18 protein-coding genes and 1 tRNA gene are annotated in these 20047 nt (G+C 64.5%); 10 read left to right on the top strand and 9 right to left on the bottom strand.

What is annotated here, in order from left to right; genetic code table 11:
* The first annotated feature begins 20 nt into the window (after positions 1–20).
* From P24_RS20085 to P24_RS12520, 8 genes are all read left to right on the top strand, one after another.
* Positions 21–197 carry a hypothetical protein gene (locus P24_RS20085; RefSeq protein WP_156816295.1) on the top strand — a complete coding sequence of 59 codons (177 nt, stop codon included), beginning with the start codon at positions 21–23 and terminating at the stop codon, positions 195–197.
* Positions 198–278: 81 nt separating this feature from the next.
* Positions 279–1844, top strand: a complete 1566-nt coding sequence (locus P24_RS12550; protein ID WP_008945104.1) for a 2-isopropylmalate synthase — start codon at positions 279–281, stop codon at positions 1842–1844.
* 94 nt (positions 1845–1938) lie between these two features.
* A complete protein-coding gene (locus P24_RS12545; RefSeq protein ID WP_008945103.1) occupies positions 1939–2979 on the top strand; it encodes a rod shape-determining protein in 1041 nt (346 codons plus the stop codon).
* 65 nt (positions 2980–3044) lie between these two features.
* On the top strand, positions 3045–3935 hold the full coding sequence (gene mreC / locus P24_RS12540) for a rod shape-determining protein MreC (RefSeq protein ID WP_008945102.1): 891 nt from the start codon (positions 3045–3047) through the stop codon (positions 3933–3935).
* A complete protein-coding gene (mreD, locus tag P24_RS12535) occupies positions 3932–4441 on the top strand; it encodes a rod shape-determining protein MreD (protein ID WP_008945101.1) in 510 nt (169 codons plus the stop codon). The genes mreC and mreD overlap by 4 nt, the downstream gene beginning before the upstream one ends.
* 21 nt (positions 4442–4462) lie before the next feature.
* Positions 4463–6373 carry a penicillin-binding protein 2 gene (gene mrdA, locus P24_RS12530; protein WP_008945100.1) on the top strand — a complete coding sequence of 637 codons (1911 nt, stop codon included), beginning with the start codon at positions 4463–4465 and terminating at the stop codon, positions 6371–6373.
* 4 nt (positions 6374–6377) lie between these two features.
* Positions 6378–7523, top strand: a complete 1146-nt coding sequence (gene rodA / locus P24_RS12525; RefSeq protein WP_008945099.1) for a rod shape-determining protein RodA — start codon at positions 6378–6380, stop codon at positions 7521–7523.
* 134 nt (positions 7524–7657) lie between these two features.
* A tRNA-Lys gene (locus P24_RS12520) sits at positions 7658–7733 on the top strand.
* A gap of 894 nt (positions 7734–8627) precedes the next feature.
* On the opposite strand, the gene P24_RS19295 is transcribed toward P24_RS12520, so the two are convergent.
* Entirely contained in the window at positions 8628–8978 is a 351-nt protein-coding gene (locus P24_RS19295) for a BRO-N domain-containing protein (RefSeq protein WP_051013137.1), read from the bottom strand.
* A 152-nt stretch (positions 8979–9130) separates the two neighbouring features.
* On the opposite strand from P24_RS19295, the gene P24_RS12510 reads away from it, so the two are divergent.
* Positions 9131–11272, top strand: coding sequence for a KAP family P-loop NTPase fold protein (locus tag P24_RS12510; RefSeq protein WP_008945097.1), 2142 nt, complete (start codon positions 9131–9133; stop codon positions 11270–11272).
* Between the two features lie 532 nt (positions 11273–11804).
* Here the strand turns inward: P24_RS12510 and P24_RS12505 are convergent.
* From P24_RS12505 to P24_RS12485, 4 genes are all read right to left on the bottom strand, one after another.
* A complete protein-coding gene (locus tag P24_RS12505) occupies positions 11805–12023 on the bottom strand; it encodes a helix-turn-helix transcriptional regulator (RefSeq protein ID WP_008945096.1) in 219 nt (72 codons plus the stop codon).
* 151 nt (positions 12024–12174) lie between these two features.
* Entirely contained in the window at positions 12175–13365 is a 1191-nt protein-coding gene (locus P24_RS12500; protein ID WP_008945095.1) for a tyrosine-type recombinase/integrase, read from the bottom strand.
* 244 nt (positions 13366–13609) lie between these two features.
* Positions 13610–14236 carry a LysE family transporter gene (locus P24_RS12490; protein WP_008945094.1) on the bottom strand — a complete coding sequence of 209 codons (627 nt, stop codon included), beginning with the start codon at positions 14234–14236 and terminating at the stop codon, positions 13610–13612.
* A 25-nt stretch (positions 14237–14261) separates the two neighbouring features.
* Positions 14262–15152, bottom strand: a complete 891-nt coding sequence (locus P24_RS12485) for an EamA family transporter (RefSeq protein WP_008945093.1) — start codon at positions 15150–15152, stop codon at positions 14262–14264.
* A gap of 80 nt (positions 15153–15232) precedes the next feature.
* Between P24_RS12485 and P24_RS12480 the strand changes: the two genes are divergently transcribed.
* A complete protein-coding gene (locus P24_RS12480; protein ID WP_008945092.1) occupies positions 15233–15721 on the top strand; it encodes a MarR family winged helix-turn-helix transcriptional regulator in 489 nt (162 codons plus the stop codon).
* Between the two features lie 3 nt (positions 15722–15724).
* Here P24_RS12480 and P24_RS12475 read toward each other — a convergent pair whose 3' ends face one another.
* The 4 genes from P24_RS12475 to P24_RS12460 form a co-directional block, all read right to left on the bottom strand.
* On the bottom strand, positions 15725–16945 hold the full coding sequence (locus P24_RS12475; RefSeq protein ID WP_008945091.1) for an alpha/beta fold hydrolase: 1221 nt from the start codon (positions 16943–16945) through the stop codon (positions 15725–15727).
* 32 nt (positions 16946–16977) lie between these two features.
* A complete protein-coding gene (panC, locus tag P24_RS12470) occupies positions 16978–17826 on the bottom strand; it encodes a pantoate--beta-alanine ligase (protein ID WP_008945090.1) in 849 nt (282 codons plus the stop codon).
* Positions 17823–18659 (bottom strand): 3-methyl-2-oxobutanoate hydroxymethyltransferase, encoded by an 837-nt coding sequence (panB, locus tag P24_RS12465; protein WP_008945089.1) that lies wholly within the window; start codon positions 18657–18659, stop codon positions 17823–17825. The genes panC and panB overlap by 4 nt, the downstream gene beginning before the upstream one ends.
* 49 nt (positions 18660–18708) lie before the next feature.
* The coding region (locus P24_RS12460) for a gamma-glutamyltransferase family protein (RefSeq protein WP_008945088.1) at positions 18709–20047 on the bottom strand (1339 nt) is incomplete at its 5' end.

The following is a 20047-nucleotide window of genomic DNA, read 5'->3' as shown; positions in this document are numbered from 1 at the left end:
ATGGGAAGGAACGACGGAACTTGTCCCGCCACGACGCCTACAGGACGACCGACCGCCGCACCCGCAAGGGTGCCGTGGCGCTGTCTGCGTCTGCTGCGTCCGGGCGTTCCGCCGAGCTGAACAGCCTGTTCGGCCTGTCCCTGCTGCTGGGCCTGATCCTCGGCCTTGCCGGGCTGCTTCGACTTATCAGCCCCTGAACGCCCGCTCGACATAGGAATGCGATGGTGTTCAGGGGAGCAATCGAAGCGTCTGTACCGGTTGACCAGAGGATTTGAACCATGACCACCAGCAATAAAATCACGGGCGACAATAACCGCGTCATCATCTTCGACACCACCTTGCGCGACGGCGAGCAATCGCCCGGCGCCTCGATGAATCTTGAGGAAAAACTGCAGATCGCCTCGCTGCTGGAAGAGATGGGCGTCGATGTCATCGAAGCCGGCTTCCCGATCGCCTCCAACGGCGATTTCGAGGCGGTGAACGAGATCGCCAAACGGGTGAAGAATTCCGTCGTCGCCGGCCTCGCCCGCGCCGGCCAGAAGGATATCGAGCGTGCTGCTGAGGCGCTGAAGCCCGCCGCCCGCGCGCGCATCCACACCTTCATCTCCACCAGCCCGCTGCACATGAAGTACAAGCTGCGGATGGAGCCGGACGATGTGCACCAGGCCGTGGTGGACAGCGTCACCCATGCGCGGCGCTTCACCGACGATGTGGAGTGGAGCTGCGAGGATGGCAGCCGCACCGAGCATGATTTCATGTGCCGCTGCGTGGAAAGCGCGATCAAGGCCGGTGCCCGCACCATCAACGTGCCCGACACGGTCGGCTATACGGTGCCGGAGGAATATGCGGCGCTGATCGAAATGCTGCTGAACCGGGTGCCGAACATCGACAAGGCGATCCTGTCAGTGCATTGCCATAATGATCTGGGCCTCGCCGTCGCCAACTCGCTGGCCGCCGTCTCGGCCGGTGCGCGGCAGGTCGAATGCACGGTGAACGGGCTGGGCGAGCGCGCCGGCAACGCGGCGATGGAAGAGATCGTCATGGCGCTGCGCACGCGCAACGACGTGATGCCGTTCGAGACCGGCATCGACACCACGATGATCACCCGTGCCTCCAAGCTGGTCTCGGCCATCACCGGCTTCGCGGTGCAGCCGAACAAGGCCATCGTCGGTGCCAACGCCTTCGCGCATGAAAGCGGCATCCATCAGGACGGCATGCTGAAGAACGCGCAGACCTACGAGATCATGACGCCGGAATCGGTGGGGCTGAACAAGTCCAACATCGTCATGGGCAAGCATTCCGGCCGCAACGCCTTCCGCACCAAGCTGAAGGAGCTGGGCTTCGAGCTGGGCGACAATGCGCTGAACGACGCCTTCAACCGCTTCAAGGATCTGGCGGACAAGAAGAAGACGGTATTCGACGAGGATATCGTGGCGCTGGTCGATGACGAGATGACCCGCGCCAATGACCATATCCGCTTTGTCTCGCTGCAGGTCGCCTGTGGCTCGAAGGGGCCGCAGACCGCGGCGCTGGAGCTGACCGTGGAGGGTGCGCCGCTGAGCGCCACCTGCGAGGGCAACGGCCCGGTGGATGCGGCCTTCAACGCGATCCGCGCGCTGTTCCCGCACGAGGCGAAGCTGCAGCTCTACCAGGTGCATGCCGTGACCGAGGGCACCGATGCCCAGGCGAAGGTCACCGTGCGGCTGGAGGAGCAGGGAAAAACAGTCAACGGGCAGAGCGCGGACAGCGATACCATCGTCGCGTCCGTGAAGGCGTATATACATGCGCTGAATAAATTGCTGACGAAGCGCGAGAAGCGGGCGCCGGAGGCGCTTTCGGCTTGATCGTCACGGGCGCATCGCGGCATTTTGAGTCCACCGGCGGGCTATACGGCCCGCCGGTCCCTTTCAATCCACGGTGTGAGAAAAGATAGCCCCTATGTTCGCGAACCTCCTCGGCATGCTGTCCGCCGATATGGCGATTGATCTCGGCACGGCGAATACGCTGGTCTATGTGAAAGGCCGGGGCATCGTGCTCAACGAGCCCTCCGTGGTGGCCATCGCCAATGTGAAGGGCAAGAAGCAGGTGCTCGCGGTGGGCGAGGAGGCGAAGCAGATGCTGGGCCGTACGCCCGGCAACATCCAGGCGATCCGACCGCTGCGCGACGGCGTCATCGCGGATTTCGAGATCGCCGAGGAGATGATCAAGCACTTCATCCGCAAGGTGCATAACCGGCGCAGCTTCGCCAGCCCGCAGGTCATCATCTGCGTGCCCTCCGGATCCACCGCCGTGGAGCGCCGCGCGATCCAGGAATCGGCGGAGAGTGCCGGCGCCCGGCGGGTGTTCCTGATCGAGGAGCCGATGGCGGCCGCCATCGGCGCCGGCCTGCCGGTGACCGAGCCGACCGGCTCCATGGTCGTCGATATCGGCGGCGGCACGACCGAGGTCGCGGTGCTGTCGCTGGGCGGCATCGTCTATTCGCGCAGCGTGCGCGTCGGCGGCGACAAGATGGACGAGGCGATCATCGCCTATATCCGCCGCCACCATAATCTGCTGGTCGGCGAAGGTTCCGCCGAGCGCATCAAGAAAGAAATCGGCTCCGCCTGCCCGCCCGAGGATGGCGAGGGCAAGACCATGGAGATCAAGGGCCGCGACCTGATGAACGGCGTGCCGAAGGAGCTGGTGATCAGCCAGCGCCAGATCGCCGAGAGCCTGGCCGAGCCGGTCTCCGCCATCATCGAGGCGGTGAAGGTGGCGCTGGAGCATACCGCGCCGGAACTGGCCGCCGATATCGTGGACAAGGGCATCGTGCTGACCGGCGGCGGCGGGTTGCTGAACAATCTGGACCTGGTGCTGCGCCATGCCACCGGCCTGCCGGTCTCCATCGCCGACGACCCGCTGACCTGCGTCGCACTGGGCACCGGGCGGTGCCTGGAGGAGATGAAGGTCCTGAAAAACGTGCTGATCGGGTCCTATTAATCCGCAAAAACTTTCTGTATATTGCCAAGAGTCTTTCAGGACAAAGACTTGCGGGGGAATGTTAAGTGGCGCGTCGATCCGGTTCGTTCAGCACCATCACCGAACCGTTCCGCAGCTTCTGGCATCGCTTTTCCTATGGGCTGCTGATCGCCGCCGCTTTCGGCCTGCTGGTGCTGGGAAAGGCCGATATCGTGCTGGTGGAGCGCACCCGCACGGCGATTGTCGATGCCACCGCGCCGATTCTCGATGTTCTGTCCCGCCCGGCGGCTACGGTCTCCGACCTGCTGCAGCAGGCCCGCGAACTGCGTGACCTGCGCGACGAGAATGCGCGGCTGCGCGAGGAAAATGCCCGGCTTATGCAATGGCAGCAGGCCGCCCGGCTGCTGGAGGCGGAGAACCGCTCGCTGCGGGCGCTCACCGGCTATATCCCCGACCCGGCGGCCAGCTATGTGACCGGCCGGGTGATCGGCGACAGCGGCGGCCCCTTCGTGCGCAGCGTGCTGGTGAATGTCGGCTCGCGCGACGGCGTGGAGAAGGGCCAGGCGGCGATGACCGGCCAGGGGCTGGCCGGGCGCATCGCGGAGGTCGGCTACCAGCATGCCCGCGCGCTGCTGATCACCGACCTGAACTCGCGCATTCCGGTGATCGTGGAGAATACCCGCGACCGCGCGATCCTGGCCGGCGACAACACAGTGCGCCCGAAGCTGCTCTATCTCGACAGCAACGCCAAGGTGTCGCCCGGCGACCGCATCGTCACCTCCGGCCATGCCGGCGCGCTGCCGCCGGGCCTGCCGGTCGGCATCGTCATCTCGGTCAGCGACCATGAGGTGCGGGTGAAGCCCTTCGTCGAGTGGCACAAGATCGAATATCTGCGCCTCGTCGATTTCTCCCTGCCGGCGGCGGCGCGCAGCGAACCCACACGCCAGGAAGCGTCGCAAAGTCCGGGGCGGCGATGAAACCCACTCTTGCCCAACGGCTGGACCTTTGGGCGCGGCGGCTGATCCCGGTTGTACTGACGCTGCTGCTGCTGCTGCTTGGCACCGTGCCGCTGGGCGTGCCCTATCTCGGCAGCGTGGCGCCGGCCTATACGCTGATGGCGGTGTTCTACTGGGCGGTGTACCGTCCTGATCTGCTGCCGCTGGGCATGGTGTTCGTCATCGGCGTGCTGGAAGATGCGCTGTCCGGCCTGCCGCTGGGGGTGGGCGCGCTGGCCCTGCTGTTCGTGTATGGCACGGCACTGGGACAGCGGCGCACTTTCCTGAAGCGCCCCTTCTACATCGCCTGGATCGGCTTTGCCGTCCTGGCGGCAATGGCGGCGCTGCTGGTATGGCTGCTGATCACGGTGCTGAACGGCTCCGTCATCGGCATCCGGCCGGCGATGTTCCAATACACCATCACCGTGGCGCTGTTTCCGTGCCTGGCGATCCTGTTCGTCGCCGCGCACCGCCACATCCAGCGTTAGGACCAGGTTGGGACCGACGGCATGAAGAAGGACCGCGATCAGGAACGGCAGAAGGTGCTGACCCGCCGCGCCCTCATGCTGGGCGCGGCGCAGATCGGTCTGGTCGGCACGCTCGCCGGGCGGCTCTACTATCTTCAGGTCGTGCAGGCCGACCGCTACCGCGTGCTGGCCGACGACAACCGCATCAGCATCCGCCTGCTGCCGCCGCCGCGCGGCGAGATCGTGGACCGATTCGGCGTGCCGCTGGCGATCAACGAGAAGAACTACCGCGTCGTCATCGTGCGCGAGCAGTCGGGCGACGTACCGCTGACGCTGGAGCGGCTGGGCCGGGTCATCGACCTGCCGGAGCGCGAGGTGCGCCGGGTGCTGCGCGACATGCGGCGGAAGCGCGCCTTCGTGCCGATCACGGTGCGCGAGAATCTGAGCTGGGAGGAGGTCAGCCGCGTCGAGGTGAACGCGCCCGACCTGCCGGGTATTTCCATCGAGGTCGGCCTCAGCCGCTTCTATCCCTATGCCGCGCAGGCCTCCCACGTGCTGGGCTATGTCGCCGCGGTCTCCGAATCCGAGCTGACCGGCGACCCGCTGCTGGAACTGCCAGATTTCCGCATCGGCAAGAACGGCGTCGAGAAGGTGCATGACCAGCATCTGCGCGGCACGGCGGGCACCAGCCAGGTCGAGGTGAACGCGCTGGGCCGGGTGATCCGCGAGCTGTCGCGCGAGGAAGGCCAGCCGGGCCGGCGCCTGGAAATCACGCTGGACATGGAACTGCAGCGTTACGCCGTGGAACGGCTGGGCGAGGAAAGCGCCGCCGCCGTCATCATGGATGTGCACAATGGCGATGTGCTGGCGCTGGCCTCCACCCCCGGCTTCGACCCCAACGCCTTCAACCGCGGCCTGACCCCGAATGAGTGGGAAGAGCTGATCTCCAACGAGCGCGGCCCGCTGACCAACAAGGCGATTGCCGGCCAGTACGCGCCCGGCTCCACCTTCAAGATGGTGGTGGCGCTGGCAGCGCTGGAGGCCGGCGTGATCTCGCCCCAGCAGCGGGTGTTCTGCCCCGGCCACATGGAGCTGGGCGACACCCGCTTCCATTGCTGGAAGCGGCAGGGCCATGGCCATATGGACATGCATGACGCGCTGAAACATTCCTGCGACGTCTATTTCTACGAGGTCTCGCGGCGCCTGGGCATCGCCCGCATTGCCGCCATGTCGGAACGGCTGGGCCTCGGCCGGCCGCTTGGCTTCGACCTGCCGGGCGAGCGCGGCGGCCTGATCCCGACCCGCGAATGGAAGCAGGCCCGCTTCGGCAAGCCCTGGCACCAGGGCGAGACGCTGATCGCCGGTATCGGCCAGGGCTATATCCTGGCGACACCGCTGCAGCTGGCCGTGATGACCGCCCGGCTGGTCAATGGCGGCATCGCGGTGAAGCCGCACCTGACCCGCTTCACGCCGGAACAGGCCGGCCTGCACGCCATATCGGCACCAGGCGCTACCACCGCCGGGCCGGGCGGCGATGCCGGCTTCCCCTCCATGGGCGTGTCGCAGGAGCATCTGCGCCTGGTCCGCACCGCCATGGCAGCCGTCACCAACGATCCGAATGGCGGCACCGCCTGGCGCGCCCGCATCACCGAGGCCGGCATGGAAATGGGCGGCAAGACCGGTACCGCGCAGGTGCGCCGCATCACCATGGCGGAGCGGCTGACCGGCGTGAAGAAGAACGAGGACCTGCCCTGGCGGCAGCGCGACCATGCGCTGTTCGTCGGCTATGCGCCGGTGAATGCGCCGCGCTATTGCTGTGCTGTCATCGTCGAGCATGGCGGCGGCGGATCGGCGGTTGCAGCCCCCATCGCCCGCGACCTTTTGATCGAGACGCAGCGCCGCGACCCGGCGCAAGGCCGGCCGCTGGCCTTCGTGCCGCCGGGCAGGAGCTAACGCCATGAGCATCCGCAGCTACGGCAAGCGCGAACTGACCCTGGGCCGCAAGATCCTGCAGGTGAACTGGTTCCTGATCCTGCTGCTGATCGTGATCGCCGGCGTCGGCTTCGCCATGCTCTATTCCGCCGCCAATGGCCACTGGCAGCCCTGGGCGACGCGGCAGATGGCGCGCTTCGGCGTAGCGCTGTGCGCGCTGCTGGTCATCGCGCTGATCGACATAAGATTCTGGATGCGCTGGGCCTATGTCGGCTATCTCGGCGCGCTGGTCCTGCTGTTCGTGGTCGAGGTGGCGGGCGAGATCGGCATGGGCGCGCAGCGCTGGATCGACCTTGGCGTGTTCCAGCTGCAGCCGTCGGAACTGATGAAGGTCGCGCTGGTGCTGGCACTGGCGCGCTATTTCCATGGTCTGACGCATGAGGAAACCGGGCGCATCACCTATCTGCTGCCGCCGCTGATGATGATCGCCGCCCCGGCCCTGCTGGTGCTGCGGCAGCCCGACCTCGGCACCGCGATGATGCTGATCTTCGCCGGCAGCGGGCTGCTGTTCCTGGCCGGCGTCAGGATCTGGAAGTTCCTGCTTGTCGGCATCGCCGGCCTCGCCTGCATCCCGATCGCCTGGGGGCTGCTGCGCGATTATCAGCGCAACCGCATCCTGACCTTCCTGAACCCGGAGAACGACCCGCTGGGCACCGGCTACCACATCCTGCAATCGAAGATCGCGCTGGGCTCCGGCGGGCTGTTCGGCAAGGGCTTCCTGCAGGGCTCGCAGAGCCACCTGAACTTCCTGCCGGAAAAGCAGACCGACTTCATCTTCACCATGCTGGCGGAGGAATTCGGCCTGGCCGGCGGCATCGGGCTGATCGGCCTGTACATGCTGGTGCTGGTCTATGGCACGGCCATCGGCCTGCGCGCGCGCAGCCAGTTCGCCCGCCTGCTGGCGCTGGGGCTGACGCTGAACTTCTTCCTCTACATGTTCATCAACATCGCCATGGTCACCGGCCTGCTGCCCGTGGTGGGCATTCCGCTGCCGCTGATCTCCTATGGCGGCACAGCCATGCTGACGCTGATGATCGGCTTTGGCTTCATCATCGGCGCCTATGTCCACCGCGACATCCGCATCAGCCGGCGCGGCGTTGACGAGGATTAGGACAGGGACTGAAACGGGATTAGGGAAAATTCCGTGATCGGCGTGGCTTTCACGCTCGACAAGCCGAAGCCGACTTGCTATATCGCACGCCTTCCTGCGGTGGACGGGCCTTCACGGCCCCGGTACCAGCCTGGGGGCGCATAGCTCAGTTGGTAGAGCAGCTGACTCTTAATCAGCGGGTCCAAGGTTCGAGTCCTTGTGCGCCCACCAATCAGAACAAGGGGTTAGGCCGGATCGGTCTGACCCCTTTTCGATTCAGGTGGCCAGCAGGTGTCTGACGCAAAGCACGCTTTCGGGCTGAGTGTCCGACGTTGCCGAGGTGGCTTCCAGTCTGGAAGGACTGCCCCTGCCGCTTGCGTGACGCCTGTGGCCTCGACCTGACGAGGCAGGACCAAAGGACCAAGCCGATGGCCACGGTCTTCTGTCGTGGCCTGTTGCGGGACATGCTCAGAGGCGAGTGAGAACGCCACCGAGAAGCGCCCCTTGAGGCCGTGGGAGCCGCCCAGCGCGGCGGCCCGACCCGAGAGAAGGGCAATCATGAAGGGCTGCCCAGCGGCGCTCCTAGCGCCCGACAGACCCCCCCCCCGTACCCCGACTACGGGGGAAGTTGCCACGCCGCAGCCGCGATGGGTGGTCGCAGAAAAATTCCGGTCGAAAATTCCGACAACGGCCTGCCTTGGCTATGTCACCGCTTGAACGGGATAGAGGACATGGGAGGCCGACGGATCGGCCCCACACGCCTTAGGCCAGATAGCAGATAATGGACAGCCATCCGAGGACGGCGGCAACATCTACTCGGACCTCAACAGTGATACGAATCATGAGCGTTGCCCAAGGTTCGCCCACAGGCCTGCAGGTCATTAAAACCCGTGCATTTGTATCGCGCCCTGGCTGGCGCTAGCCCCGCCCGACCGTCGTCGGGAAGAACAGCCGGACAAGAGTGAGGTTTCAGCGCGGTCTGAGCGCGTCCGTCTCTTCACACTTGCCCTTAAGCAGTTCTCAACCAGAACCACCCGGAGCGGGTTGACGCTCCTCACTTTAAAGCCACTGTCCCGGCCCCGCCGGAGCGGCATAGAAAGCTAAGCGCACATTAGCAAAAGTTTCTTAGTGTGAAAAGTTCTTTTTTTGTTCTCGTCGCAATCGCGTCACTCCGTTCTGAAACACCCGCGCTTCCGGTTCGTCGCTGCGCATGATGAGCCTGTAGAGACCCGCCTCGTTGATGATGGTCTTGAGCGGGTTCCCACGATTACCATCACGAATGATGATGGTATTCCGCTCGCTGTCCTTGAGGTGTCGAGCGTACCAACCAGCGCCAGCGGTGGTGCTGAAGTCCAGAACAGCAGCGACGTCAGCCGCCACGAACCACGGCTGGCCGTCGATGGTCACGACGCGGATCGTGTGGGCCAGTGTGGTCCGTCTTTGGCTTGCCTGCGCCTCAATCTTATCCCTGCGCATGATGAACTTGTAATCAGGTAGCCCCGGAAATCTGGACAAGGTGCTAAGCTAATCTCAGCCGGGGCAATCGAGGAGACATGAAGAGAACGAGGGCGTAGAGCCAAGACTGCTTCCGCCACACGACCAAATGGATAGTTCGATGAGGATAGCCAATGACTACACTATCCGCCGACCGCCCGAGCACCGACCCGAAAGACGATCTTTTCGGACATGCGCCATTCGCGAAAAGCCTAGCAGACAGTATCTGTCGTTATCCAGGTAGCGACGGTTTGGTACTCGCGCTCTACGGTCCGTGGGGCTCTGGGAAATCCACGGTACTATACTACGTGGCCCACTACCTTAATCAGCGGCCTGAAGGGGAGCGGCCAGCCGTCGTGACCTTTAACCCTTGGTGGTTCTCTGGGCAGGAGAACTTGGCCCGCGCTTTCCTCGGCCAACTACAGGCCGTTCTGCCAGCCAAGAGCGAGAAATTCAAGAAGCTGGGAAAACTGCTGGGTGATTTCGCCGAAGGCATCGGCGGTCTGATTGACCTCTCTGGCATGACGGGGGGCGCTGGGAGGCAGCTCGGGCAGCTCTTCAGACTCGGGGCCAAGCGAGAACCGAAAGACGTACCCGCACTCAAGTCCGGGATCAGCAAGATACTCAAGGAGGCTGGAAAACGCATTCTGGTCATCATCGACGACATTGATCGACTGACCCCGGAAGAGACGCGCCAGCTATTCACGGTCATCAAGGCGCTGGCGGACTTCCCGAACGTCGTCTACTTGCTCGCTTTCGACCGCGACGTCGCCGCGAAGGCTATCCATCAGCAGAGCGGGCTACCCGGCGATCGCTATCTGGAGAAGATCATCCAGGTGCCGTTCGACTTGCCGCTGGTCGATCGTGTGGCGTTGCGGGCCGCACTGTTCCAACGTCTCGATCAGGTGTTGGGCGATTCGTCAGATGGGCTGTTCGAGCAGTCCTATTGGACGAATGTGTTCTTCGCTGGCATCGATCCACTGATCAAAGTGCCACGTGATATCGTTCGCTTCACGAACACCCTGTCTGTGACCTATCCGGCGGTGCGCGGGGAAGTCAATCCAGTCGATTTCATCGCACTCGAAGCCGTCAGAGTTTTCTTGCCCGATCTGTATGACGTCGTCCGGACGAACCCCGACAGATTCTCCGGTCACAACCGTGACGACACACATGAGGGCGATCGAAATGCTGCCCAAGCCTTTCACCATCGGTGGGCGGATGAGATACCGGAGCCGCTACGAGCGAGTACACAAGCGCTCATGGAACGTATATTTCCGAAGACTGGCCAAACGGGTTATGGCGCCGATTGGTTGGCCGAGTGGCGCAGGAAGCTACGTGCGTGTCACCCAGATATATTCCCGACCTATTTCCGACTGACCGTACCTCTCGGGGCAGTCAGCCGCAGCGAAATGACGGCACTGCTGAGTCTTGCTGGATCACCCACGGATTTCGGCAATGCACTCGTTCACGCCAAAGCGGAACGACGTCCCGACGGCTTATCGAAAGCGAGGGCCCTTCTCGAACGCCTGATGGATCACGTCGAACAAGACATCCCAGACGCGCATATCCCGACTGTCGTCCAAGCACTCCTCAACATGGGCGACGGACTGATCGATCCCGCCGATGAACGTGGGATGTTCGACTTCGGGAATGTTATTCGCATCTCTCGTCTCGTCTATCACCTACTGAGACGTCTGGCGGTTGATAAACGTGCCGAGGTTCTGGAGGCGGCGATGCGGGCTGGTAGTGCCATCGCAGTCCAGTCGAGGCTCTTGAGGGCAGTGGACAAGGAAGTCACAAAGGCCCGAGAATCCAGTGAAGCCACCCTGCTGAGAGCTGACGAAATCACCCGACTGAAGGCTGTATGGCTGGATCGAGTACGACACCTCTCAGGCGAACTGGGCTTCTTGGATCACCCAGAATTGCCGAGACTTATCGCCAACTGGAAGGACTGGACCGACGGCATTGAGGTACGAGAATGGTGCGGCCAGCTAACCACGACCGACGGTGGACTCTTGAAGCTGCTACAGAAATTTCTGCAGCACACCAGTTCGCAAAACATGGGTGATTGGGCGGTCCATCATCGACCTCGCCTCAATCCGAGCTGGCTGGATAGCTATATCGACATAGCCGCTAGTGCGAACCGACTCAGGCAGCTACAGCGCGATGGCAAGGTGCCTGACGATGCTCAAGAAGCCGTGTCTCAGTACCTGATAGAGTTTGAGATGCTCCAGTCTGGCAGAGATCCAGATGGTATCGACGCTTTCGATGACTAGTCGGAGGCTGTGCCTAACACTACAGAATGACGATCGACCTAACTGACACTATCAAGAGAATAGGTCATGTCATTACCCCATCACCGGGAGGGAGGACTTCCTCTCGTACCTCGGAGTGACCAAGCCCTAGCGGGCTTGGAACCTGCCCTCCGTAGCGAGGGGGTATCTTCTTAACGGTTCTATAAGGCCTATATGACTCCAAGGCATCCCTAAGAGATTATCCTATAAGGGAAGGATTATATCCTCTACCTATAAGGCCCCCTAAGAGAACTCTATAAGACTCTTATAGACTATATAGAGTATAGGTTTACCCTTTGGTTGGTTTTTCAAGAGGGGCAAAACGCTGTGCTTGGTCGTCGTCCTGTGTCGGGGTCGGTCGACCACCGCTTATCAGTTTTTTCTTGTAAGATAGGCGCGTCCGTTAAACGCGTTTCTAGAGTCACTGAGGCCACCCTGGGCCGCTGGGCGACCACAGGGACTCGTCGGCCACCCAGCGCCCGTCAGTGACTCTCCTGCGGCCTCCTACGGCGTGTCAGGCCGCTGCCGCCTGTGCCTCGCCCGTGTTGGCGAAGGTCATCCCCTCCACGAAGGCCTGTACGTCCTCCGGGCGGTAGCGGACAGCCCGCTTGCCTACACGCATGAAGCGCGGCCCGCCGCCGGTCGAACGCCAGTTCTCCAGCGTCCGAACAGACACACCGAGGATTGCGGCGACTTGGTCGGTCTTCAGGTAGGTCGGGATATTCAGGATCATGTTTCGGCTCCTTGAGCGAGTGGGAGCCGTTCGGCCACGCGGACACGAAAAAGCCGCCCACACGGAGGCAGGCGGCTGTGACGCACGAGGCGCAAACGGCGATATTTTCAAGAGAGGTAAAGCGCCGAAACGAGCCCCATGAAGCCCTGTCCTATGCCCGCCTCAACGGGATGATGTTCGATGATTCTGCCGCCTTGGACAGCGCCGCAGAGAAGCTGTTGGCCGATTCCCGCGTCTTCACTTCGGTCAGGTGCGCATAGCGGCTCGTGGTCACGAGCTGACTATGGCCGAGAAGCTGCCCGATCATTTCCAGCGTCTCACCCTGCGATATCAGGATCGAGGCGTATGTGTGCCGCAGGTCGTGGATGCGGATGCCCTCCAGCCCAAGGCTGCGACACAAACCCTGCCAGAACTTCTTGATATCGGTAATCGGCTGGCCCGGCACATTACCCGGAAACAGGAACTTCTCATCCCCGGTGGCGTCCTGCCGCATCCGGTCAAGGATGGTGATCGCGTGCTCGTTCAACGGGACGCGGTGCATCTTCTTCTGCTTCGTGGTGCTGGCTGGCTTGGTCCAGATACCCTTCTCGAGATCGAACTGATCCCACGTCGCGTTAAGCACCTCGCCTTTCCTCGCACCGGTCGTCGTGAGCAGTCCGATGGCCCGCCCCGCTCTCTCGTTGGGGTGCTCAAGGGCGGCATTAAGCAGGCGTGACGCCTGTTCCGGCGGCAGGTAGTTCGCCTTGCCCTGCTCGGCAAACCGCGACACTCCGCGCACCGGGTTGTCGCCTCGCATGCCCCACGCGATGGCAAGATTGAACATCTTCGAAAGCAGTGAGCGGACCCTATTAGCCGTAGGCTTGTGATCCTTGCCGATGGCGAACAGGACATCCTCGATATCGCGGCGGGTAACGTCGGCAACCTTGATCTTCCCCAACATCGGGATCACGGTCGCGCGGATATTCCGCTCGTCCTCTCGGATGCTCTTGGGCCGCTTGTTTGGCCGTGCATGCCGCTCGAGATACTCCCGACAGAGTTCAGCTACCGTCTCGGCCTTCCGTTTGGCGTCCTGTTCTTCCTTCGGGTCCGCACCGTTGCCCACCTCCAGCAACAGCCGCCGCGCCTTATCACGCGCCTCCGCCACTGTCATCGCCGGGTAGCCGCCGACCGTGAGCAGCCGCTTGCGGCCTGTCTTGGTCGTATAGCGAACGAAGAATGTCTTCAGACCTGAGGGCTTCACACGCAGGCCAAAACGCGGCAGCTCACTATCCCAGTATTCCGCGTCCTTGCCCGAAACCGGCTCCGCCTTGTCGACGACTGTTTTCGTAAGCTTGACCTTCACGCCATCCCTCCAGGTGTCCAGCAGGTGTCTCGGGTGTCTGGAACCTGATATGATTCCTTCGTACATACTGCGGGACAGGCAGGAAGATAATCAAGAAAAAACAGTATATTAAAGGGGGCTTTACGGATTACGGGAACACAGGGACTTCTGACTCTTAATCAGCGGGTCCAAGGTTCGAGTCCTTGTGCGCCCACCAATCAGAACAAGGGGTTAGGCCGGATCGGCCTGACCCCTTTTCTTATGCTCACCGCCCGGCCAGCAGTTTCGCGCCGAAGCCGATCAGCACCACACCGAACACCGCGTCGAGCGCCCGCCGCGCCCGCAGGAAGCCGGCGCGTACCCGGCTGAGTCTGAGGCAGCCGGCAACGAAGCTCCACCACAGCGCCGACACGGTGACCGCCGCCAGGATGGCCAGCAGAATGGCGAGGGGCTCGCCCTGCTGCGGTACGGTGACCGCAAACAGGCTGGCGTAATAGGCAATCACCTTGGGGTTCGACAGGTTGGTCAGGAAGCCGCTGCGGAACGCCGCTGCCGTGCTTGTGGCTGGCGCAGGCGGATTCTCCCCCTTTCCGACTTGCCTGCGAAAGGCCGACAGCAGCATACGCAGGCCGATCCAGGCGAGGTAGGCGCCACCGGCGATGCGCACCGCTTCTTTCAGCCAGGGCAGCGCCGCCATCACCGTGCCCAGACCGAGCGCGGCGGACCCCGACCAGATAAGGGTGGCGGCCAGCACGCCGCAGACCACGCCGACAGCGCTGCTCGCGCCGCCCGCCGAGGCGTGGCGGATGACCACGAACAGGGTCGGGCCGGGGCTGCTTATCGCGGCCAGATGGATGAGGGCGATGCCGCCGGTCATGGTCAGGAGGTCCATGGCATTTCTCCTTTGTCCCGAAGGGTCAGGGCCGCAATGCCGGCAGAGCGAGCGGCTGCCGCTGCGCGAGCTGCCGTTGGGCGTGCTGGCTGAGCCAAACGCTGCCCAGCACGACCGCCATGCCGGCGAGTTGCAGCGGGCTGAGCGCCTGCCCCAGCACGGCCCAGCCGAGGATCTCGGCGGTCATCGGGCTGAGGAAGCCCAGTGGCGACACCACGGACGGTTCCAGCCGGGCGATTCCCCGGAACCAGAGGATGTAGGTCAGCGCGGCGCCGATAAGGCCCAGATAGGTCAGCCCCAGCAGGTTGGCCGCACTCAGCGCCGGCAGAGGCGGCTCCAGCCACAGCGCCGCCGGCAGCAGCAGGAGGCCGCCGGCGCTGAGCTGCCAGGCCGCAAAGGTCAGCGGCGAAACCGGCGGCTGCCAGCGCCGGCTGAGCACCGTGCCCAGCGCCATCGAGACGGCACTGCCCAGCCCGGCGGCGATCCCCACGGGATCGAGCGCGGCGGCAGGGGTGAGGATCAGCATCGCCACCCCGCCAATCCCCGCCAGCGCGGCCAGCACCGCCAGCGGCCGCAATGCCGAGCCCAGCGCCAGCCGGGCCAGCAGCAATACGATCAGCGGCTGGATGGCACCAACCGTCGCCGCGACCCCGCCCGGCAGGCTGTAGGCGGCAACGAACAGCAGCCACCAGAAGACCGAGAAATTCAGCGCCCCCAGAACGAAGGCGCGGGTCCACCAGATGCCCTGCGGCAGCGCGCGCACCAGCAGCAACAGCAGAAGCCCTGCCGGCAGGGCGCGCAGCATCGCCACGGTCAGCGGATAGCCGTCCGGCAGCAATTCGGTGGTGACGATATAGGTGCTGCCCCAGATCGCCGGCGCAATGGCGGTCAGCAGCAGGTCGGATGTCCGCGACATGGCAATTCTCCATTTGTCTTGACCTCAAGATAATTCATTAAATCTTGACGTCAAGATAAATCCTGGGCGACCATCCCCTCATGAATCGGATCGACAGAATTCTCACGCAATGGAACCGCGAGCGGCCGGACCTCGATGTGACCGCGATGGGCGAGATCGGGCGTTATCTGCGCGTGGCGCGCTATTTCCGGCGGGAGATGGAGGCCACCTTCGCCAAGCACGGGCTGAATGGCGCCACCTTCGATGTGCTGGCGACCCTGCGCCGGTCCGGCCCGCCGCATGCGCTGTCACCGGGCGACCTGATGGCGGCAACGATGGTCAGCTCCGGCACGGTGACCAACCGCATCGACCAGTTGCAGAAGGCAGGGCTGGTGGAACGGCGCCAGAACCCGGCGGACCGGCGCGGTTTCATCGTGGCGCTGACCGAGAAAGGCTTCGCGGTCATCGAGCAGGCTGTGGCCGACCATGTGGCGACCCAGACGCGGCTGATCTGCGCCTTCTCTCCGGAGCAACGGGCCGCACTGGATGCGCTGCTCAGGGCCTATCTGTCGGCGGTTCCGGAAGCCTGATCCCTACCCCTGCTGCCGGCACCAGCGGTCGGCATTGTCTTTCGCCTTCAAGGCGGCGAAGACCGAGGCACGGACGGTCACATCGTCGGTGATATCGCCATGGAAGATCGGCCCGTCCGGCCCGATGCCCAGCCGTACGGAGCAGCTGCCCGCCTGCTGGCCCAGCACGCCCGATGCCCGGCCCAGGCTGGCGCTGAACTGCGCCACCGCCTGATCGCCCGGCCCGCAGGTGACGGTATCGCTGGTGCATTCGTCGCCCTTGCCGGCCGAAAGCTGCCCGTCCTTCGCAATGAAGGAGAGTGAGGTCGTCGTCGCCGTGTCGCCCTTCCAGTCGGTGAGGCCGGCGATGGGGAACACCCAGCCCGGCATGTCGGCGCGCCAGCGCCCGACCGCCTGGCGGATGCCGCTGACGCCGGTCTCCAGCGTGCGCGCCACTGCGGCGGGATCGTAGGTGCCCGCGATCCAGTCAATCCGCTGCCAGTCTGCATAGCGCCACAGCGCCAGCGGGCGCTTCTCGTCGCCGGTCAGATCGGCGCAGCAGGGCTGCCCGCCCGGCCCGTCCAGATAGGCCGGCAGCATCTCGTAGAAACCGGGGAAGCTGTTCGTCCATTGCTGATAGGCGCGCGACGGCATGATCTTGCCGGGCGCCAGCTCGATGCCGTTGCGGGCATCCAGCACGGTCTGCACGGAGCCCAGATAGGGCGTACCCATGGTGATGAGCTTCACCACGCGGGCGCTGTGCCGGAAGGCACCCGCCGGATTCTGCGCGAAGGCGGTGGCGACGAGGCCACCCATCGAATGGGCGACCAGCACGATGCGCCGTGCATCGCGCAGTGCCGGTTCCTCCGCGATGAAACGGTCGAGCTGCGCAGCACTGGTGAAGACGCTCTGCCGCCAGTCATAGGGGAAGGGATGCACGCTGCCATGGGCGCGCAGCGCCGCCACGAAGGCATCGTAATCCGGCATGATCCGGTTCGCGGTCAGCCCGTCGCGCGGCTCGGCCGGGCCATCCTTCACGATCATGCGCCGGAAATCCGCCTCGGCACTGGCCGGGCTTTCGGACAGCCAGATCCGCCGCTTGCCCTCATAGATCTCCGAGGTCATGAAGCCCGGCACGAAGATGATGGCCGGCTTCTCCTCGGCGCGGACCGGCCCGCCGGGAAGAAGCGCTGGTAGCAATGCGGCGAGGAACAGGACCAAAACCCAACGGAAACCGAATTTCATCCTGCCCACTCCCCTCTTGTTATATGCCGCGACTATACTGCGATATTGTCGATCAGGCGCGTCTTGCCGAGCCAGGCGGCGGCCAGCAGCCGGCCTGGCCGCCCTGGGGCGGGATCAGGGGCCAGTGTCTCCGCATCGCGCAGCTCGACATATTCCACCGGGCCGAAGCCCTCATCCTCCAGCACGGCCGCCGCGTCGGCCAGCGCCTGGGCCGGCGCGGCGCCATGCCGGATGCGCGCGGCGACCTCTACCAGTACGCGATGCAGCGCCGGCGCCGCCGCACGCTCCTCCGCGGTCAGATAGGCGTTGCGGGAGGACAGGGCGAGGCCGTCCGCCTCTCGCACCGTCTCCCCACCCTCGATGCGCACCGGAATGTCGAGATCGCGCGCCATGCGGCGGATCACCTGCAGCTGCTGGTAATCCTTCTCGCCGAAGATCGCGACATCCGGCAGCGCCTGCAGCAGCAGCTTGGCGACCACCGTGGCCACGCCGGCGAAATGGCCGGGCCGGCGCGCGCCACACAGACCTTCGCTGACTGTCGCCACGGTAACGGTGGTGGAGAAACCGTTGGGGTACATCTCCGTCACATCCGGCGCGAACAGCAGCGGCACGCCGGCCGCGCGCAGGGCGGCGACATCCTGTGCCTCGCGGCGCGGGTAGGAATCCAGATCCTCGCTGGGTGCGAACTGCGTCGGGTTCACGAAGATCGTCGCCACCACCCGGTCGCACATTTCAGCGCCCTGCCGCATCAGCGACAAATGCCCCTCATGCAGCGCGCCCATGGTCGGCACCAGCGCGACCGTCAGCCCCTCGGCGCGCCAGGCCGCGACCTGCTGGCGCAGATCGGCAACAGTCCGGACGATGCGGGGAAGATCGCTCATGCCGCCCCCTTCGGCTTAGCCGTGCCAAAGCAATGTTCCGGGCCGGGGAAGCGTCGCGCCGTCACCTCCGCGGCGTAGGACTGGACCGCCTGCTCCACCGAGGCACCCAGCGAGGCGAAGCGCTTCACGAATTTCGGCGTGAAGTCGGAGAACAACCCCAGCATGTCGTCGGTCACGAGGATCTGCCCGTCGCAGGCCGGCGAGGCGCCGATACCGATGGTGGGAATATCGATGGCCTCCGTGATGGCGCGGCCCAGCGGCTCCGGCACGCCCTCGATGACCACGGCAAAGGCGCCGGCTTCCTCTATTGCCTTCGCATCTGCCATGACGCGCGCGGCCTCCTCCTCACCCCGCCCCTGCACGCGGAAGCCGCCGAAGGCGTTCACCGATTGCGGCGTCAGGCCAATATGGGCCAGCACCGGGATATTGCGCTCCGCCAGGAAGCGGATGGTCAGCGCCAGCGCCACCCCGCCTTCCAGCTTCACCGCCGCGCAGCCGGTCTCCGCCAGCACCCGCGCGGCGGCGCGGTAGGCCTGCTCCGGCGATTCCTCGTAGGAGCCGAAGGGCAGATCGACCACCACGCAGGCATGGCGGGCCGAACGCGTAACCGCCTTGCCATGGGCGATCATCATGTCCAGCGACACGCCCAGCGTGGAGTCCATGCCATAGACCACCATCGCCAGCGAATCGCCGACCAGCAGCAGATCGACATGCGGGTCCAGCAGCTTCGCGATGGGCGCGGTATAGGCGGTCAGGCAGACCAGCGGCTGCCCGCCCTTGCGGGCGCGGATATCGGGAACGCCGATGGGACGGTCCTTGGTCGGTGTACTCATTATTCTGTCCTCGGCTGCCTTCAGCCTTGTCCTTACAGCCTTACCGGATTTACAGCCCCGCCACGCCGGACGGCCGGCGGCGGTCCGCGCCCCCGGCCTTCAGCCCGGTCGCCGGATCGGCGACGATGGCGCACACGCCGCCAGCCTTCCAGGTCCAGTCCGGCCAGGATACGACATCGTGGCCAAGGGCGGCGAGGGCGTCCTGCGTCCGGCGCTCGATCCGCCCCTCCAGCGTGAGGCGGCCCGGGTAATAGGGGTGCGGCGCGAAGGAATCGGGGAAGCTGTATGTCGCAAAGCGCGGCGCGTCGATGGCCGACTGCGTGTCCATGCCGAACACGCCGACATTCAGCAGCACCTGCAGCATGGCCTGCGACTGAACATCGCCGCCCGGCGTGCCGAACGGCATCAAGGCGCCATTGTCAAACACCGCCAGCGCCGGGTTCGGCGTCAGCCGCGGGCGCTTGCCGCCCATCAGCTCGCTGGCATGGCCTTCCTGCGTGAAAGCCTGGGAGCCGCGCGAGGACGGGCAGATGCCCAGCCCCGGAATCACCGGCGCGTCGTTCGAGGTGTCGCTGGGCGTGGCGGAGAACACATTGCCCCAGCGGTCCACCGCGCAGACATAGGAGGTATCGGGCGACAGCGGCGGCTCGCCATCACGGACCGGTGCCTTGCTTCCGCTGTTGCCGAGAATGGCGCGCAGATTGCGGGGATCGCCCGCCGGCGGCATCTCCGGCCAGGCCCTGTTCGGGTCGATCAGCCCGCGCCGCAGATCGGCATACTCGTCAGACAGCAGCGCCGCCATCGGCACATCGACGAAGCGCGGATCACCGTAATAGGCCTCGCGGTCGGCGAAGGACAGCTTCATCGCCTCGGTCAGCAGATGGATATAGGAAGGGCTGTTATGGCCCAGGCCGCGCAGGTCGATGCCCTTCAGCAGGTTCAGCATCTGGATCAGCACCGGCCCCTGGCACCAGACATCGCAGGTATAGACCGTCATGCCGTTGAAGCGCCCGGAGACCGGCTTCTCGAAAGTGACCGAGAAATCGGCCAGGTCCTGCTCCGTCATCCAGCCATCATTCTCGGCATGGTAGCGGGCGATGGTCCGGGCGATATCGCCCTTGTAGAAAGCGTCGCGTGCGGCGCGCAAGCCCTCTTTCCGGCCGCCGCCGGCGGCCTTCTCCTGATCCGCCATATAGGTCAGGGTGCGGGCAAGATCGCTCTGCACGAACAGCTCCCCCACCTTCGGCGGGCGGCCATTCGGCAGGTAGATCGCCTTGTTGGCATCCCAGCGCGCATAGGCTTTGGCATTGGCGGAGACGTAATCGGCCAGCAGCGCATGGGTCGGGAAGCCCTCGGCGGCGTAGCGGATGGCCGCCGCCGCCCCATCG

Source organism: Oceanibaculum indicum P24 (assembly GCF_000299935.1).
In the GTDB taxonomy this organism is placed as follows: domain Bacteria; phylum Pseudomonadota; class Alphaproteobacteria; order Oceanibaculales; family Oceanibaculaceae; genus Oceanibaculum; species Oceanibaculum indicum.
This window is presented reverse-complemented; position numbering and strand designations above follow the sequence as displayed.

Excerpts from the sequence above, each read along its gene's own strand:
- P24_RS12550 (WP_008945104.1), top strand. The coding sequence starts at position 279 with ATGACCACCAGCAATAAAATCACGGGCGACAATAACCGCGTCATCATC.
- P24_RS12545 (WP_008945103.1), top strand. The coding sequence starts at position 1,939 with ATGTTCGCGAACCTCCTCGGCATGCTGTCCGCCGATATGGCGATTGAT.
- mreD (WP_008945101.1), top strand. The coding sequence starts at position 3,932 with ATGAAACCCACTCTTGCCCAACGGCTGGACCTTTGGGCGCGGCGGCTG.
- mrdA (WP_008945100.1), top strand. The coding sequence starts at position 4,463 with ATGAAGAAGGACCGCGATCAGGAACGGCAGAAGGTGCTGACCCGCCGC.
- rodA (WP_008945099.1), top strand. The coding sequence starts at position 6,378 with ATGAGCATCCGCAGCTACGGCAAGCGCGAACTGACCCTGGGCCGCAAG.
- P24_RS19295 (WP_051013137.1), bottom strand. The coding sequence starts at position 8,978 with ATGCGCAGGGATAAGATTGAGGCGCAGGCAAGCCAAAGACGGACCACA.
- P24_RS12510 (WP_008945097.1), top strand. The coding sequence starts at position 9,131 with ATGACTACACTATCCGCCGACCGCCCGAGCACCGACCCGAAAGACGAT.
- P24_RS12505 (WP_008945096.1), bottom strand. The coding sequence starts at position 12,023 with ATGATCCTGAATATCCCGACCTACCTGAAGACCGACCAAGTCGCCGCA.
- P24_RS12490 (WP_008945094.1), bottom strand. The coding sequence starts at position 14,236 with ATGGACCTCCTGACCATGACCGGCGGCATCGCCCTCATCCATCTGGCC.
- P24_RS12485 (WP_008945093.1), bottom strand. The coding sequence starts at position 15,152 with ATGTCGCGGACATCCGACCTGCTGCTGACCGCCATTGCGCCGGCGATC.
- P24_RS12480 (WP_008945092.1), top strand. The coding sequence starts at position 15,233 with ATGAATCGGATCGACAGAATTCTCACGCAATGGAACCGCGAGCGGCCG.
- P24_RS12475 (WP_008945091.1), bottom strand. The coding sequence starts at position 16,945 with ATGAAATTCGGTTTCCGTTGGGTTTTGGTCCTGTTCCTCGCCGCATTG.
- panC (WP_008945090.1), bottom strand. The coding sequence starts at position 17,826 with ATGAGCGATCTTCCCCGCATCGTCCGGACTGTTGCCGATCTGCGCCAG.
- panB (WP_008945089.1), bottom strand. The coding sequence starts at position 18,659 with ATGAGTACACCGACCAAGGACCGTCCCATCGGCGTTCCCGATATCCGC.